We start from the raw sequence: 14,906 nt of genomic DNA, 5'->3' as shown, positions 1-14,906 counted from the left end.
CTTCAGCTTCAGGTCACCGGCGCGATGACGCGCTGATCAATCAGGAGAACAGGTCCGAAACGTACCGCCAGCAGCACGACGGCCGGACGATCCAATGCGCCTTGCAGCTCACCCAGGGTCACAGCATCACGGATGTCGACGCTTTTGACCTCCGCGGATGGGGCCTGCGCGAGTCGAGACATGACAACGGCCTCCAGTTCGGCAATTGCGGGCCCTGTTTTTGCAAACTCCTGTGCCCGATCGAGCGCGCGATTGAGCATGACGGCTTCAGACCGGTGATCTTCCGAGAGACGAACATTCCGGGAAGACATTGCCAGACCATCGCTTTCGCGCACGGTCGGGTGGCCGACGATTTCCAGCGGCATGTCGAGGTCACGAACCATCTGACGGATAAGTGTGAGTTGCTGGTAGTCCTTCTCGCCGAAGACGGCGATGTCCGGTGCAACGATATTGAACAACTTGGTCACGACAGTCGAGACTCCACGAAAGTGCCCTGGACGCAGGGCTCCTTGCAGGATTCCAGACAGGTCCGGCACGTCGACATGAGTTCCACCGCCCGCGCCGTACATTTCCTCCTCGCTAGGCAGAAACACTGCGTCCACCCCCTCCGCTGCCAGAAGGCCGAGATCTTGTTTCTCGTCGCGTGGATAGGTCGCCAGATCTTCATTGGGACCGAACTGAGTGGGGTTCACGAAAATACTTGCAACGACCCGGTCTGCCTTCTGGATCGCCATACGGACCAGAGCAAGATGCCCTTCGTGCAAGTATCCCATTGTCGGCACGAGTCCGACCGTTTGTCCCACCTGTTTCCAATTCCGCACGTTTTCGCGCATATCCGCCTTTGTCCGGCAGATTATCATTGTTTGCCCTCCCAGACCTTCAGTTCCCGCCAAGGTCCCGCTTACTTCGCAGGTGCAACATAAGCCGACGATCGATCAAGGTCCAGTAGCCAAAGAGAGGTGGCAAGGCGTCATCACTACCGGATGCAAAAGCCAATACGAGCCGGTCCGGACAGCGGCCAGTCCCGGAATACATTCAGAAAACAGACACGAACGATCCGCTCGGAACTTCAATTTGAAACTTGTGCGGACTGACCTGCTTTCAGCACCCAATCGACACTCCGCAGATAATCGTCCAGGGTCAGACCATGATTTGACGGCGCTGCAACTGCGGAAAAAACAAAGCCATGTGTGTAGTCGACCAGCAGATTGAGCAGCACGTCCTGCTCGTCGCCATCGTTAAGCATTCTGGTGTTTTTCCGGATCTCTTCCGTGACCGTAACGACCTCGCCGCTCATCAAGGATGGATCGTTCAGGATGCAGCGCACAACGTTCGCATTTTCCAAGGCCCGGGTGCAGTAAGTTGAGAGTATGTGTCTGAGACGTTCTTCCGGGGTGTTGCCTTCGATATGAGTAAGGGTACCCTCGAAAGCGGTTCGTATCAGCGCGGCAATCAAACTCCTGTGGCTGCCGACATGGTATTTGATCGCCATCGCGGTCACGTTCAGCGCATCGGCCAAACGCCGAAAAGACACTGCTTCCAAACCTTGCTCATTGAGCAACGGAAGTGCGGTTGAAAGTATATGTTCCCTGGAAATGGAGCGACTGCCCTTCTGCGGACGCCCTATGAGCCTGCCTGACGACATGACTCAAATCACCACGTAGTACATATGGATCAGTCCCGACTTGAACCGGTCCACGCTTTCGAGTCTCAGGTCGATGTCACGATCCAGTTCTCCGAACATGCGGATACCTTCACCAATGAGAACAGGAGCAATCGCAACCCGCATGTCTGCAATCAGGCCTTCGCGCATGAACGATCGGATGATAGCGCCGCCGTCCACATAGACCCGGCCAATACCACGCTCACCGAGACGCGACATGAGTTCGGCCGGTGAGAGCCGGCTCAGCTCGACCTTGGACTTCACGTCTTTGGGGATCTCATCATCGGCAAGTGACCTGCTCATTACGATGACCGGTTTCCGATACGGCCATTCGCCAAATCCCAGGACCGTCCTGAAGGAGCCGGAGCCCATCACGATGACATCGATGCTGTTCTGAAAAGCGGCAAATCCGTAGTCTTCACCCTCGGTGTCGAGCTTCATCAACCAATCGAGGGTGTGATCCTTTCGCGCGACAAAACCATCAAGCGACATTGCCATCATCGTGTGACCGGTCGGCACGATTTCCTCCTCTTTTTATACAGTGTATAATTATTGTGGCGACAATCGTCAACCGCACTCCGAAAGGTTGTTTCATCCATTCTCTTTAGCCTGGTGAGGATGCCGAATTGCGGTGCCGGACAATCGCATCCTTGCGGACGACGACAACAATTGATCGACACATCATGTTGCTATCGGGATCGCGCGATCCCCGCACGCCGGTCTGCAGCACTCCGGTCCGCTGCACTCCGGTCCGCTGCAATGGGCGCGACATGAGTGACAACGGAGACCGATGGCACAATGACGCATTGGTACGCGCCATCCGGCTATTGTTAACCCGTCCGCGCAATATGCGGTTCGCCGGCACCTGCCTCGTTACCGGTTTGTCTGGGAAATTGTGCCAATGCGCTCAACATCAACCAGTCGGGCAGTGCCCTGCGATAGGCCGTCGAGCCAGACACGGACACCTGACCGCTGGCAATTTCGCTGCGCAGATCTCGTATGCCGTCTTCTGCTTGAAAAAAACACCTGATATCCGAAGAGATGGCGACATCCACCTCCAGACCGGGATACTTAAGGCACATGTCGACGCGACCGTCTTCAACCACAAGCCAGAAGCGGCTCAAGCCCTTGTGCGTCCCGGAAAAGGCAAATTCCATGACAATACGGTGCGCGGGCATGGCCTCGACATTCAGCCTTGTGTGCATGCTCCACGCCAGGAATGCCGGATCAAGATCTTCGGTTTCCATATCCCGCGACCATTTCTGACCCCAAACGGCAAGGCTCATGATGATCGGATCGAGTTCACGCCCGGCATCCGTCAATTCGTATGAAAATCCCCGGCCGTTTTCCAGGGCCCGGCGCGTAATCAAGCCGGCATGCTCCAGACTGGACAACCGCTGACTGAGCAAAGTGGCCGAGATCTTCGGAACGCCGCGATGAATTTCATTGAAGCGTGTGCACCCGTCGATCACCCGGCTAATCACCAGCAAAGTCCAGCGTTCACAGAGGACTTCAGCAGCCAGGGCGAGCGGGCAGTATTGTCCATAACCTTTGTACGGCATCCGACACTCCTCACATCTTGCAACAGAACTGAAAGAGTACGGTGCACCCCGAATTCGGACAACTCCGGAATCTGTAGTTACTTCACATTCATGAGTTTTTTGTGCCGGAAACTCGCGACAGACTTCTGCCGACAGTAAATGGCAACGAATGGCAGATGGCATCATGGAAGAAACTCGACTGAACTTGCTGGCAGCGCGTCTCGGCTCCGATGCCGTTTTTCCAGGCAATCCGGAATTTGATGAAAGACGACAGGTCTGGAACGCCGCAATTGACCGCAAACCGATAGCAATTCTGCCGGCGCGCCACCCGGAAGATGTCTCCAGTGCTGTCAAAACGGCAGCGGAGCGGGGATTGGCCTTATGTGTGAAAGGCGGTGGACACAATATCGCGGGTTCGGCGGTAGCAAATGGCGCGCTGATGATCGACATGTCGGCGCTGAACAGTGTCCGGATCAATTCAGTTAACCGGACTGCGCGTGTGGGTGGCGGTGCCACATGGAGGCAGTTTGATGCAGCTGCGCAAACACAGGGCATGGCGACACCCGGAGGTGTTGTCTCGTCGACCGGCGTTGCCGGACTTACCCTTGGCGGTGGCTTTGGCTGGTTGGCCAGACTGCACGGGCTGGCCGTCGACAATCTTCTGTCCGCCGAAATCGTTCTTGCCGACGGATCAATCGTGATGTGTTCAGACGACGAGAACACCGACCTCTTCTGGGCCATTCGCGGTGGTGGGGGCAATTTTGGGGTCGTCACCGAATTCACGTTCCAGCTTCACGCACTCGACCCCACTGTCCTTTTCGGACCCACTTTCTTTGCCCTGAAAGATGCAAGGACGGTTCTGGCAACCTACGCCGAACACGCCCCGATGCTGCCCCGCGAATCCTGTGTCTGGGCCAACCTGATGACGGCACCCGCAACCCCTGCCCTACCGGACAATCTTCATGGGGCGAAAGTGCTGACACTGATGCAGTTCTTCGCAGGACCACCGGACGCGGGATACAGCGTCGTGCGGCATCTTTACGGTGGAGTCGAGCCGGTCGGCAGCGCCCTTGCGCCACGCGCTTACACGGAGGCGCAAAGTTTTCTCGACCAGGCCTATGATTTTGGTGCGCGAAACTACTGGCGCACACACAATCATCGTGCGCTGACACCCTCGTTGATCGACACACTGGTCGATATGGCACCAGAACTGCCGACAGCCGAATCCGAACTGCTGATCTGCCTTCTGGGAGGTGCTGTCGCGGACGTCGATAACGACACGACCGCGTTTCCTCATCGCGATGTTTCCTTCGTTTCAACACCGGGTGTTCGCTGGCGCGACCCGTCGGCAGACACCGCCATGACCGGATGGCTGAAATCCGCCTCGAGACGGATCGCTGACCATGCAGTTCCCGGCTCCTACGTGAATTTCATTGCCGAGCGCTCCGGGGACATTTCCAGCGCATATGGCGGCAACCTCGATCGTCTCACGTCGATCAAGCGTCGGTACGACCCGCATAACCTGTTCAGCTCCAACCAGAATATTGCGCCGAACGCTTCGACCGATGAGCCGTGAGAACCGGGAAGTCAAAGAGAAATCAACCGTAAAAGAAAGGAATCACACCATGGCCAAAAGCTTCAGACTTTTCCGGCAGATCTTTTTGGTCGGCACCAGTGCCGCTTGCCTTGGATCCCCTTCCCTTGCCGCAGACGGAGCAATTGCTTCGCGACCTGTCGAACACATGGCGACGGCGGAAACTCCGGCGGTGCACATCCTTGGTGCAGAAGCGCGGCTGTTGCGGAGCACCGAAGGAGCAACAATGACCCTGCGTACCTCCGAACTCACGCCGGGCCACGTGACCACTGCGTGGTGGGTGATCATGACGCAGCCGGAGAACTGTTCGGCGTCTCCCTGCACAGCGGAAGATGTCATCGGCCGGGCCGAAGAGGTCGGAACGCAGATTGTTTACGCGGACGGGGTCGTCAACCAGCCGGACGGAACCGCTGCCTTTGCGGCGTTTCTCGCTGCTGGTGATGTCAAAAACGGGTGGTTCGAACAGAGTTTCGACGCGCCGTCAAATGCGGAGATTCACCTGGTACTGAATGACCACGGTCCGCTGATCCCAGAGATTTCGGCATCGATGCTGACAAGTTATCGCGGCGGGTGCAGAGGCGACAGCCTGCCGCCTCCCTTTCCCGACACTGCAAAGGCTGACGGGATTGAGGGACCCAACGAGTGTCGCCTGATCCAGGATGCCATTTTTTCGGCACCGGCATCCCGCGCAAATTAGCCGTCATTTTCACGAAAGGAATTTACCCATGTTCAACCGACTTATAACCTTTGCCTCGATCTTGATGCTTTGCTCCGGCGTTGCCCACGCGATTCCAGTCAATCCGGGTGACACGATTCGTGGCAGTTATGCATTTCCCACATACGGAGCAACGGAACTGGAGCCGACCTCGTTTCTGCTCAGGCTGTTCTCCGCCGACTTGTTTGGTGGTGCCGACGCGGTCGGGATTCGCATCCTGGACGAAGGCCTCAATCCGCTGCTTTTCACGACCTTAAATGCGAGCGGAACCGCGCTTGATCCAACAATCGGAATCCCGGTCAGTCTCTCGGATTTCCTTCCGGGTGTACTTGGACCAAGCGACCCGGCAAGGATACCCCGCACCGGCTTCGTCGATGTTACAGGCCTTGCGGGATCATTTGATGTCTCTTCCCTTTCTCTGTTCGGCACAGAGTTTGTTGGCAAAGTCGGCATTCTGCGGCAGGCGCGTGTGGATGAATTTTATGCCGTCATGACACCAACCACCGTACCGCTGCCAGCTGCCGGCTTCCTGTTGGCAGGAGCCGTCGCAGGTCTATTCGGCTTCCGGGCCGGCAAAACCCGACGCGGTTAGCCGGGACAATCAAATGCCGATAGGTTGATCTGAATTTTCGGACATCTTCCCATGGCACATCGTCAACCGGAAACAGCAAGATCGTGGGAGCGGCGACAGCACCTGGACAGCTTTGCCGCTCCCATTCCACTCATCACGCGATTCAGGTTCAGGACAGGATTGCCTGACATCCGGAACCGGGGGTCTGGTCAAATGCGTTGCGGCGGTCAAGAATAGTCGCACGACCGGCAGAACAACATCCAAGTGCGAACACTGGTTCTGACACACGAATTGGACTTTGCGATCAGGATCGCCAACGCCCAGCCGGTCAAACAGCTGCCGAAAGGCAACGCCGCATTGGTTCAAACAAGAGGTTCCCATGTCCGACCGCATAAATCCCGACACTCTCTATAACAGCGTTCAATGGGGATTTTCCCATGCTGCTGTCTCTGAACCCGGACGCCTGCTGCATCTCGCCGGACAAGTAGCCTGGGACAAGGATTGTCAACTTGTGGGCGGCGATGATTTGAACGCTCAGGCCCGGCAGTGTCTGGCAAATCTCAAGGCCGTGCTCGCCGACCAGGGCCTCGGTCCGCAGCACCTTATCCGTCTTCGGACCTATGTCGTGAACCACACGCCGGAAAAACTCGAACCGGTTGGCATGGCCCTTGGAGAATTCTGGGGAGAGGTCACACCGGCTCCCAATACCTGGCTTGGTGTGCAGTCCCTGGCGCTGCCCGAATTTCTGGTCGAAATCGAAGGCACGGCGGTGTTGCCGTAAGCGATACTCTCAGGTTTCCAGTTCGCCTCGTACGCACCGACTGAAAACGCTGCAGCCTGCGCAAATTCAGGCCCTGGCGTTTTCAGCTCTGTCTTCCCAACACCCGAATTCGCAACCAGCGAGCCCGCAACCATCGGCGGTCATTGCAGGAAGCGGCTTTGGAACCAGTCACGCGTTACATCATTTGCCGGCAAAAGAGTTTCGATCCGTAAATCATCAAGCGTCGCGTCGGCGCTCATGCCGATCGTCGCGATGAGTGAAAACAACTCCAACTCGGTTTCTTCGATCCGAAACCGGATCGTCATCACAGGCGCGCTCACACCTGAACTGGGGTGAGACAAAAGTTCATCCACTCCATCGAACGACCTTAGCTCGGCGAAAAGCGCATGTGCCTCACGGTCATGGGGACGGCGTGTGATTTCCAGTTCCAGCAACCTCAACAGGGCTCGGGCGGTCTCTTGCCAATTCACGATTCGCTCTCGCAATGGCCCGGCCGCGAGAATCTCGCGCAATAGATTGCTGTCGCCGCGCGCGCCGGCGAGCGCAAAGAACCTTTGTGCGGCTTCATTCGCTTTCAACAAATTCCAGATCCGGTCGATTGAAACTGCCGGAAAGGGTTCATGCCCTTTGAGCACGTGATCGACGGAAGCCTCAACAGCTCTCTGAATAGAGCCGTTCCAGCCATTGCGCGAGGACTTGGCAGCGAATCCCGCCGAGAGCAGCATGGCATCGACTTCTGCCGCGGGCATTTGCAACGCTTCTGCCAATTGCACAATTGCAAAACGACTGGGATTGGATCTTCCGGTTTCCAGAAAGCTAATGTGTCGTTGCGACATGCCAGATTGCAGCGACAGCTCCAATTGCGAAAGTCTGCGCCGCAGTCGCCAATTCTTCAAGAACCCAGGAAATGTCGGTTCGTCCATGTTCGGATTGTAGCTCATTTTCCTTTCCTGACCGAAAACTGCACACAGGTCTATTACCTCCAATGTAATTGAGAAGAATTTTCTTCAGCAGCAGGATTGCCGGCGATCGATAACTGACGAGCGAGACTTCACCATGAAAAATTCCGGAACTGCCCGCATCTTTCTCGGGCTCAACGCGGCCTTTTCGCTGATTACCGGAGCTAACCTGCTATTCCTGCCGGGCTTTTCCGCTGAAATCCTGTTTCTTGACACCGCCGGATGGCAGAACCTCTCCTTGTGTATTCTGGGTGCGGGATTGATCGTGTTCGCACTCGATCTGACACTGATGGCGACCGACCGCTTCGTCGCCAAGGGTCAGGTGCTGCTGATAACCGCAATGGATACCGGCTGGGTTCTGGCCAGCATCTTGCTGCTGGCGTTCGGCAGCCAACTGTTTTCAGGGACTGGACAGGCGGTGATTGTCGCTGTTGCTGTTTTCGTCGCAGTTTTTGCGATCGGCCAATATCTGGGCGCCCGCGATATTGTTGTTCCTCTCAGCCAGGCCACCGTGAAGTCCTCCGGCGACAAACTTCTCGCCAAAGTCAGTCGCACAGTTGATGCCCCCAGGAATGTTGTCTGGAAAGTCATGACAGACCATCCCCGTTACGCCGATGTGGCGGACAACATATCCAAGGTCGAGGTTGTCGCAGGCAATGGTGAAGGCATGCAGCGCAGGTGTTACGGCCCAAAGGGAGAAAACTGGCTCGAAACCTGCGATCTGTTCGACGAAGGTCACGCGTTCGGATTTCGTATTCACACAGAGGCGGACGATTACCCCTATCCGATCTCGAAACTCCACGGCGCATGGTCGGTCGTGCCACAGGAGAATGGCTCGACCTTCACGATCGACATCGAAGCCACGCCAAAGGGCAATCTTCTCATGAGGACATTGTTCAAAACAGCGGCAAAGCGCCAGTTCAAGGCGGTGCTCGCCGATCTTGCCGATGCCTGGGCAGACCGCATGGAACGCGAAGCCAGAGCATGACCGACACTCGCGATTTGGCGCCGGAGGACGGCATTGATTGTGTCCGGGACGCGGTCCCAGCACCTGACCTTTCGGGTCACAACACCGGAACTGCTCGCACATGGCAGCCGTCTTGAAACAGTGCAGGCCGGTTAGCCGGCCGCACTTGCCCCGTCTACATCAAAAGGCTCCGTCGTAAGCCCGGCGTGAAATGCGGCAGGCGAGTACCGTGAAGCCATCCCGTTCCAGAGCTTGCGCGGCTTCCCGCTGCAAGTCGTCGGCACTGTCGATCCAGACACCGTGACCCCCATAGGCTTGAGCAACGGCGGGGAAATCGGTCTCACCGAAATCGACACCCACGTTCGGACGCTGGCTGCCACGCTGTTTCAATTCAATCAGAGCCAGGCTGGTATCGACGAGCACGCAGATGATGACCGGAATCTTGAGATCCCGAAGGGTCGAAAGCTCGCCCAGGCACATCTCCAGCCCGGCATCGCCAACGAAGGCGATGACGGGCGAAACGCCTTCGACAAGCCGATGCCCCATGGCCAGCGGGACAGCACATCCCATTGTGCACAAGGCGGAGGACTGCAGCATCTGACGCGGCAACGGGCATCGCCAGATCTGGCTGGCCAGGATCCTGTGCGCTCCGCTGTCCGCCGTTGCCACGGTGTCGGCCGGCATCACACCGCGAAGGGTGTGAAAGACGGTTCCCGGTCCCCAGCCGTCCTGCTCCGGCGCAAATGCAGCGTCCAGTTCCTGTCGGACCTTCGCCGGTTCACCATTTTCCCATGAGCGGTGCTCCGGGGCTCTTGCTTCGCCCAGAACGTTCAGAACCGGCATCGTGGCGCTTCGCAATGTTGCCGATACGCTATGCATGCCGTGCGTTCTGAGAACCGGGGTCACATCGATCACATTTGCGTCCGCGTTCCAGGGATCGCGCCAGTTGATACGCATCTCGATCGGATCATAGCCAAGCAGCAGAATGCAGTCGCTTGCGTTTATCAACGGCAGCAGATGTCCGTCTGCCTTCGGTGAAAGCCCCGCACCGCCGAGTGCAAGCGAATGGTTTTCGTCGAGCAGACCCTTGCCCTTGTAACTCGTGACCAAAGGCACACGGAACTTCCGGCAGAACTCGCTGATCCCGGCTGAAGCGCCTTCATTGACCGCATCAACACCGGCAATCGCGATCGGCCGTTCCGCCTTTGCAAACAGATCGATGGCCGTTTCAAGTTCGGATCCCGCAGCGGGCGCGGATCCGACCGGTGCTGATCGGAAGGTGTTTGACCATTTTTCTTCGGTTTCCATCTCGGCGACCCGGATCGGGACATCGATATGAACCGGACCCGGCTGTCCATCGAGCGCGATGGCAAGCGCCTTTTCCATCATCACATCCAGCGCACCGAGACGCGCAGAAAAACTCGCCTTGACGATCGGGCGCAACAGCTGCTGATGGTCGAACACCTGGTGGGTATAGCTCTCCGCCTCGCCTTGATCCACACACCCCGTCAGGAAGACCAGGGGAACACGGTCCTGCCATGCATTGGCAATGACATTGACGGCATTCGCCGCACCCGGACCGAGCGTCGCCAGAAGCACACCCGGTGCGCCATCGGCGTGCCAGCCGCCTTCGGCCATGAACCCACCGGCGTTTTCGTGTTTAACCAGCACGAAATTCATACCAACCTGGTCCAGGGACTGCATCAGGGCCAGAACCTCGCCACCGGGAATTCCGAAAGCATGTCGGCAGCCGGCGGCAAATAGCTTGCCGGCAATAATGTCTGCGCCGGTTGTCATTTGGCTGTTTGGTCCTTTTTGTCTGATGAATTTCCAAGATCCAGAATGCCCTTGGCACAAAGGTCTTTCAAAGCTTCTTCGGTCAAGCCGAGATGCCGCTGAAGAACGTCCGCAGTGTCGGCTCCGAGCATCGGTGGAGCCCTGTCATAGCTGACCGGTGTCTTTTCCAGATTGATGGGCGATCCGATCAGATCGACAGAACCGCTGAGCGGGTGCGGCAGCGTGATCCGCATGTTCCTTTCCAGGATATGCGGATCGGAAAACACCTGACCGAGATCGTTTACAGGTCCGCAAGGCACGCTCGCCGCCTGCAGGAGCGCGATCCACTCTGCGGCAGTCCTTTCGATCGTCAGGCGGCGGATCAATGGCACCAGCTGCTTCCGGTTGCGGACCCGGTCAGCATTCCGTGCATAGAGCGGGTCATCCGCCAGTTCAGGCGCTCCGGCAACTTCGCAGAACTTCCTGAATTGGGTGTCATTGCCAACGGCAATGATGAATGACTGATCGCTTGCGGGAAACGTTTCGTAGGGAACAATAGTCGGATGCCCGTTGCCAAGCCGGCCTGGCACATCACCAGAGACAAGATATCCGGCCCCCTGATTGATCAGCCAGGAAACCTGCGCGTCCAGGAGCGAGATATCGATATGCTGGCCTTCACCCGACCCATTCCGGTGATTGAGGGCGGCAAGGATGGAAACCGCCGCATACATGCCGCACATCACATCCGCAATGCCGACCCCGCATTTGGTCTCCGTGCCGCCTTCATCGTCCGGAAATCCGGTCAGAGACATGATCCCGCCCATGCCCTGGATCAGAAAGTCGTACCCGGCGCGATGCGCATAGGGTCCGGTTTGCCCGAAGCCGGTGATCGAACAATAGATCAAACCAGGATTGATTTTCCGGAGCGTGTCGTAGTCGAGCCCTCGCCGCTTCAGATCGCCCACCTTGAAATTCTCAAGAAGGATGTCCGCCCTGGCTGCGAGATCCGCGATAAGTTTCTGGCCGTCCGCACTGGCGAGATCGATGGCGACTGACGACTTGTTCCGGTTGGACGACAGATAGTAGGCGCTTTCGGCGGTCTCGTTCCCATCCGTATCCTTCAAAAACGGCGGACCCCAGCCACGTGTGTCGTCACCGCGGCCTGGCCGTTCGATCTTGATGATCTCCGCACCGAGATCACCAAGGACCTGCGAACAGGTTGGCCCGGCCAAAATACGGGACAAATCGAGGACAACGAGACCGGAAAGGGCTCCGGATGCGCTGGTGGGCTGGGACACGCAACACCTTCAGACTGACAAGATCCGGGGAAATGGGCACATAGCCCCTTTCCCGTCAACTCCGGTCTGCATGCACGATGAACACCTTGCCTCACATTCCTGTTAAGGCAATGTGAAAACTCAACTTTTCCGATCCCAGCCCTTGATGGTACCGAGTTCGTTCCAGGCACGCTTGATCCACTTGGCTTCCACGCTGTGTCCCCCGGTATGAAGGCATAGCTCGAAAAGCCCTTCTTCCGGTGCCCAGCGCTCGCATTCCAGATTGCCGTCGGAAAGCTTTTGAGATTGCTCTTCCACGAGCCCGTTCTGGCGCCGCCAGACATCGAAGCTTTCAAATACGTCCCCCTGTTTCCACTTGCCTCCTCCCAGCCAGCGTCCCGCGAGCGGAACAACCGTGTCGCTGGTTCCGTGAACGTGGAAAAGGTACGGATTTTCTGCGGGGCAAGTGTCCGGGAGCGGTTCCCAGAATGCGCCGGCGATCGGCGCGTAACCCGAAAAACGATCGGAATCTTCGCAGGCAATATACCAGGTCATGAAGCCGCCGGAAGAAAATCCCGAAAGCATCGTCCGGTCCCTGTCGATACCGAAGCGGTTTTCCAGGTCAGACAGGACCGTGTCAAAAAACACCGGCTCGTCACGCAGATTTCTGGGAGCGGTTGGAAACGACCATGTACCGTTGACACCTTGAACCGCCACAAAGGCCACCCCGAGGTCGTCCGCCATGCGCTGGAAGCCCTTGTTGCGGATAGCATTGACTGCCTTGCCACGGTGGCCGTGCAGGTAAAAAATCGCACCGAGCGGTGAACTGTCGTCCAGGTTTTCAGGCAGGTGGATGTAATATTCCCCGTTGTCGACGTTGCACGGGATCTCTTCGCCACACCCGGACTGGTCATCAGCCGACGCGGGGCCTGCCACAAGCGCGGAGGCCAAAAGGGCGGCGCGGACCGCAGATGGATACTTTTCAAAAAACAAGACCGGCTCCTGTGACACGCTTCTTCGTCTGCCCAGCGCGGAAAGACTGCCAGAAGAGAATGGTTTTTCCGGTCCGTTTGTCCAGCTTGGCGTCATCACAAGTCAGCGAGACACAAACACCTAATCCCAGGCGCCTTCCGTTGGAATGTTCAACATGCGACCACAGTGCTTGCAGTGGATGGCATCGGTGTCGTGGCGGTTCAAGCCGCAGTCCGGGCAGGCAAGCTGTGCCTTCGAGGGACGGAAAATCGTCTGCACCAGCCGCAAGAACAGGGCAACGCCGAATATCATGATGAGGACTGTCATCAGGCGTCCGACACTGTCCGTCATCGTGATGTCGCCAAAGCCTGTCGTCGTCAACGTGGTCACTGTGAAGTAGAGCGCATCCAGATAGTTGTTGATGTTCGGATTGCGGTCATCCTCAACGACAAAGACGATGGCCGTGACGACAAAAATGAACACAACCAAATTGACAGCTGACTGCAGAATGTCTTCGTTTCGGCGGAACCAGCTCGACGCTTCACGCAACTCTTTCAGCAGATGGTAGGACCGCAGCAACCTGAGCATCCGGACGATACGCAGGAAGGCAAAATTCTCCAGAAAAACCGGGGCAACAAGAGAAGCAATCACAACCAGGTCCGCGACCGACGTGAAGCTGAATATGTACCTGGCCGGCGTCGCGGAGGCAATCAACCGGGCAACGTAGTCCAGCGCGAGAACAGCGGCAATTGCGTAATCAAGCGTATGAAAGTGCCGCTCGGGATCCATCACGGAAGACACGATGAAATAGCCGATCGTGATCAGATCGAAGGCCAGGAGTACATATCTGAACACCCGTGCCCTGGTTGAGTGACCAAAATAGAGCTGACGAAACAAAGTCTGCAGAACCGGTTTATCAGCCGCCATCAATTGTGCCTCGTCTTTCAGTCGGAATGTTGCACGCAACATCAAATCGCTAAAATACAGTTTTCAAGCATTCGTGTAATTCTTACACGAAGTTGCTGCAAACAAGCTGTTTATTCCGATGCTTTCTGCCACTAAGTTTGCGCCAGGTTCAACAAGGACCGGTCGGGTCCATATAACTCGGGAACACTCTATGTTTGATTTGTCAGGACAGGTTGCCATGGTGACAGGTGCCAGCCGCGGTATCGGTGAAGCTGCGGCACGGAGTTTGGCAAGATACGGTGCCAAGGTCGCCCTGGCGGCACGGTCAGGTGACGATATCGAGCGGATCGCGGCGGATATCAACGAAAACGGCGGCGAAGCAATTGCCATCACATGCAATGTTGCCGACTATCGCGACGTGGAAAGCTCGATCGCGCAATGCGTGGAGACATTCGGCACAATCGACATCCTCGTCAACAACGCCGGCGTCATCGAACCCATCACCAGAATTGAGGCGTCCGACCCCGACGCGTGGGGCACGGTGATCGACGTCAATGTGAAGGGTGTCTACCACGGACTTCGCGCCGCCGCTCCGCATATGCTTGAAAAAGGCGCAGGCACGATCATCAATATCAGTTCGGGTGCTGCAACCGGCGCTTTGGAGGGTTGGAGCCACTATTGTTCGTCAAAGGCAGCAGCGCTCTCGCTGACCCGCTGCGGGGAAAAGGAATTCGGAGAAAAGGGTTTGCGTGTCATCGGCCTCAGCCCCGGCACAGTCGCAACCCAGATGCAGGTCGACATCAAGGCGTCCGGCATCAATCCGGTCAGCCAGCTGGACCCTTCCGTTCATATCCCCGCCGAATGGGTCGGTGAAGCCATCTGCTGGCTCAGCACGGAGGCTGGCGACACCTATCGCGGTATCGACTGTTCCTTGCGGGACGAAGATGTGCGCAAAGCCGCCGGACTGGTCTGACACGCCTGTTTCCGGCTGCCCGCAAAACAAAAGAGGGCCGCATAGCGGCCCTCCCATGAGATCGACGTAGACCCCAGGTCCGGATCAAATCCCGGCGAAACTGTCCGATACCAGAGGCTGCTCCAGCACCGTTCGATTCCACCCAGATCCCCGGGCCACGTTCCGATACTCATTAGACATGGGCACACCTCCTTTCGGTTGTTAACGACAT

General features: G+C 57.1%; 15 protein-coding genes. 6 read left to right on the top strand and 9 right to left on the bottom strand.

The window, feature by feature from the left end:
- Positions 1-8: 8 nt before the first annotated feature.
- The 4 genes from panC to LA5095_RS23935 all read right to left on the bottom strand — a co-directional run bounded on the left by panC (position 9) and on the right by LA5095_RS23935 (position 3,225).
- The gene (gene panC, locus LA5095_RS23950; protein ID WP_055119564.1) at positions 9-860 is read right to left on the bottom strand and encodes a pantoate--beta-alanine ligase; all 852 of its coding nucleotides are present in this window, start codon (positions 858-860) and stop codon (positions 9-11) included.
- A gap of 209 nt (positions 861-1,069) precedes the next feature.
- Complete coding sequence (locus tag LA5095_RS23945) at positions 1,070-1,645, bottom strand: TetR/AcrR family transcriptional regulator (RefSeq protein ID WP_055119562.1); 576 nt, start codon at positions 1,643-1,645, stop codon at positions 1,070-1,072.
- Positions 1,646-1,648: 3 nt separating this feature from the next.
- Entirely contained in the window at positions 1,649-2,182 is a 534-nt protein-coding gene (locus tag LA5095_RS23940; protein WP_055119560.1) for a dihydrofolate reductase family protein, read from the bottom strand.
- A gap of 311 nt (positions 2,183-2,493) precedes the next feature.
- Positions 2,494-3,225 carry a winged helix-turn-helix transcriptional regulator gene (locus LA5095_RS23935; protein WP_055119558.1) on the bottom strand — a complete coding sequence of 244 codons (732 nt, stop codon included), beginning with the start codon at positions 3,223-3,225 and terminating at the stop codon, positions 2,494-2,496.
- Positions 3,226-3,388: 163 nt separating this feature from the next.
- Here LA5095_RS23935 and LA5095_RS23930 point away from each other — a divergent pair, with 163 nt between their 5' ends.
- The 4 genes from LA5095_RS23930 (at position 3,389) to LA5095_RS23915 (ending at position 6,865) form a co-directional block, all read left to right on the top strand.
- A complete protein-coding gene (locus LA5095_RS23930) occupies positions 3,389-4,780 on the top strand; it encodes an FAD-binding oxidoreductase (protein WP_158510431.1) in 1,392 nt (463 codons plus the stop codon).
- Between the two features lie 49 nt (positions 4,781-4,829).
- Positions 4,830-5,495 (top strand): hypothetical protein, encoded by a 666-nt coding sequence (locus tag LA5095_RS23925; RefSeq protein WP_144436128.1) that lies wholly within the window; start codon positions 4,830-4,832, stop codon positions 5,493-5,495.
- 28 nt (positions 5,496-5,523) lie between these two features.
- Positions 5,524-6,105, top strand: a complete 582-nt coding sequence (locus tag LA5095_RS23920) for a hypothetical protein (protein WP_055119552.1) — start codon at positions 5,524-5,526, stop codon at positions 6,103-6,105.
- A 358-nt stretch (positions 6,106-6,463) separates the two neighbouring features.
- A complete protein-coding gene (locus LA5095_RS23915; RefSeq protein WP_055119550.1) occupies positions 6,464-6,865 on the top strand; it encodes a RidA family protein in 402 nt (133 codons plus the stop codon).
- Positions 6,866-7,005: 140 nt separating this feature from the next.
- Here the strand turns inward: LA5095_RS23915 and LA5095_RS23910 are convergent, their stop codons facing one another.
- Positions 7,006-7,788, bottom strand: coding sequence for a helix-turn-helix domain-containing protein (locus tag LA5095_RS23910; protein WP_268873261.1), 783 nt, complete (start codon positions 7,786-7,788; stop codon positions 7,006-7,008).
- Positions 7,789-7,921: 133 nt separating this feature from the next.
- Here LA5095_RS23910 and LA5095_RS23905 point away from each other — a divergent pair, with 133 nt between their 5' ends.
- Entirely contained in the window at positions 7,922-8,812 is an 891-nt protein-coding gene (locus tag LA5095_RS23905; RefSeq protein WP_055119546.1) for an SRPBCC family protein, read from the top strand.
- A gap of 159 nt (positions 8,813-8,971) precedes the next feature.
- Here the strand turns inward: LA5095_RS23905 and LA5095_RS23900 are convergent, their stop codons facing one another.
- The 4 genes from LA5095_RS23900 to LA5095_RS23885 all read right to left on the bottom strand — a co-directional run bounded on the left by LA5095_RS23900 (position 8,972) and on the right by LA5095_RS23885 (position 13,743).
- Positions 8,972-10,588, bottom strand: coding sequence for a thiamine pyrophosphate-binding protein (locus tag LA5095_RS23900; RefSeq protein ID WP_055119543.1), 1,617 nt, complete (start codon positions 10,586-10,588; stop codon positions 8,972-8,974).
- Positions 10,585-11,865 (bottom strand): CaiB/BaiF CoA transferase family protein, encoded by a 1,281-nt coding sequence (locus tag LA5095_RS23895; RefSeq protein WP_055119541.1) that lies wholly within the window; start codon positions 11,863-11,865, stop codon positions 10,585-10,587. Before LA5095_RS23895 ends, LA5095_RS23900 begins: the two co-directional genes overlap by 4 nt.
- Positions 11,866-11,985: 120 nt before the next feature.
- Positions 11,986-12,837, bottom strand: coding sequence for a CE1 family esterase (locus LA5095_RS23890; RefSeq protein ID WP_055119825.1), 852 nt, complete (start codon positions 12,835-12,837; stop codon positions 11,986-11,988).
- Between the two features lie 120 nt (positions 12,838-12,957).
- The gene (locus LA5095_RS23885; protein ID WP_055119823.1) at positions 12,958-13,743 is read right to left on the bottom strand and encodes an ion transporter; all 786 of its coding nucleotides are present in this window, start codon (positions 13,741-13,743) and stop codon (positions 12,958-12,960) included.
- Between the two features lie 190 nt (positions 13,744-13,933).
- Between LA5095_RS23885 and LA5095_RS23880 the strand changes: the two genes are divergently transcribed.
- On the top strand, positions 13,934-14,695 hold the full coding sequence (locus tag LA5095_RS23880; protein ID WP_055119539.1) for an SDR family oxidoreductase: 762 nt from the start codon (positions 13,934-13,936) through the stop codon (positions 14,693-14,695).
- Positions 14,696-14,906: the final 211 nt, after the last annotated feature.

The organism is Roseibium album, from assembly GCF_001404515.1.
GTDB lineage: Bacteria > Pseudomonadota > Alphaproteobacteria > Rhizobiales > Stappiaceae > Roseibium > Roseibium album.
The sequence above is the reverse complement of the archived record's forward strand: the minus strand, read 5'-3'. Positions and strand labels throughout refer to the sequence as shown.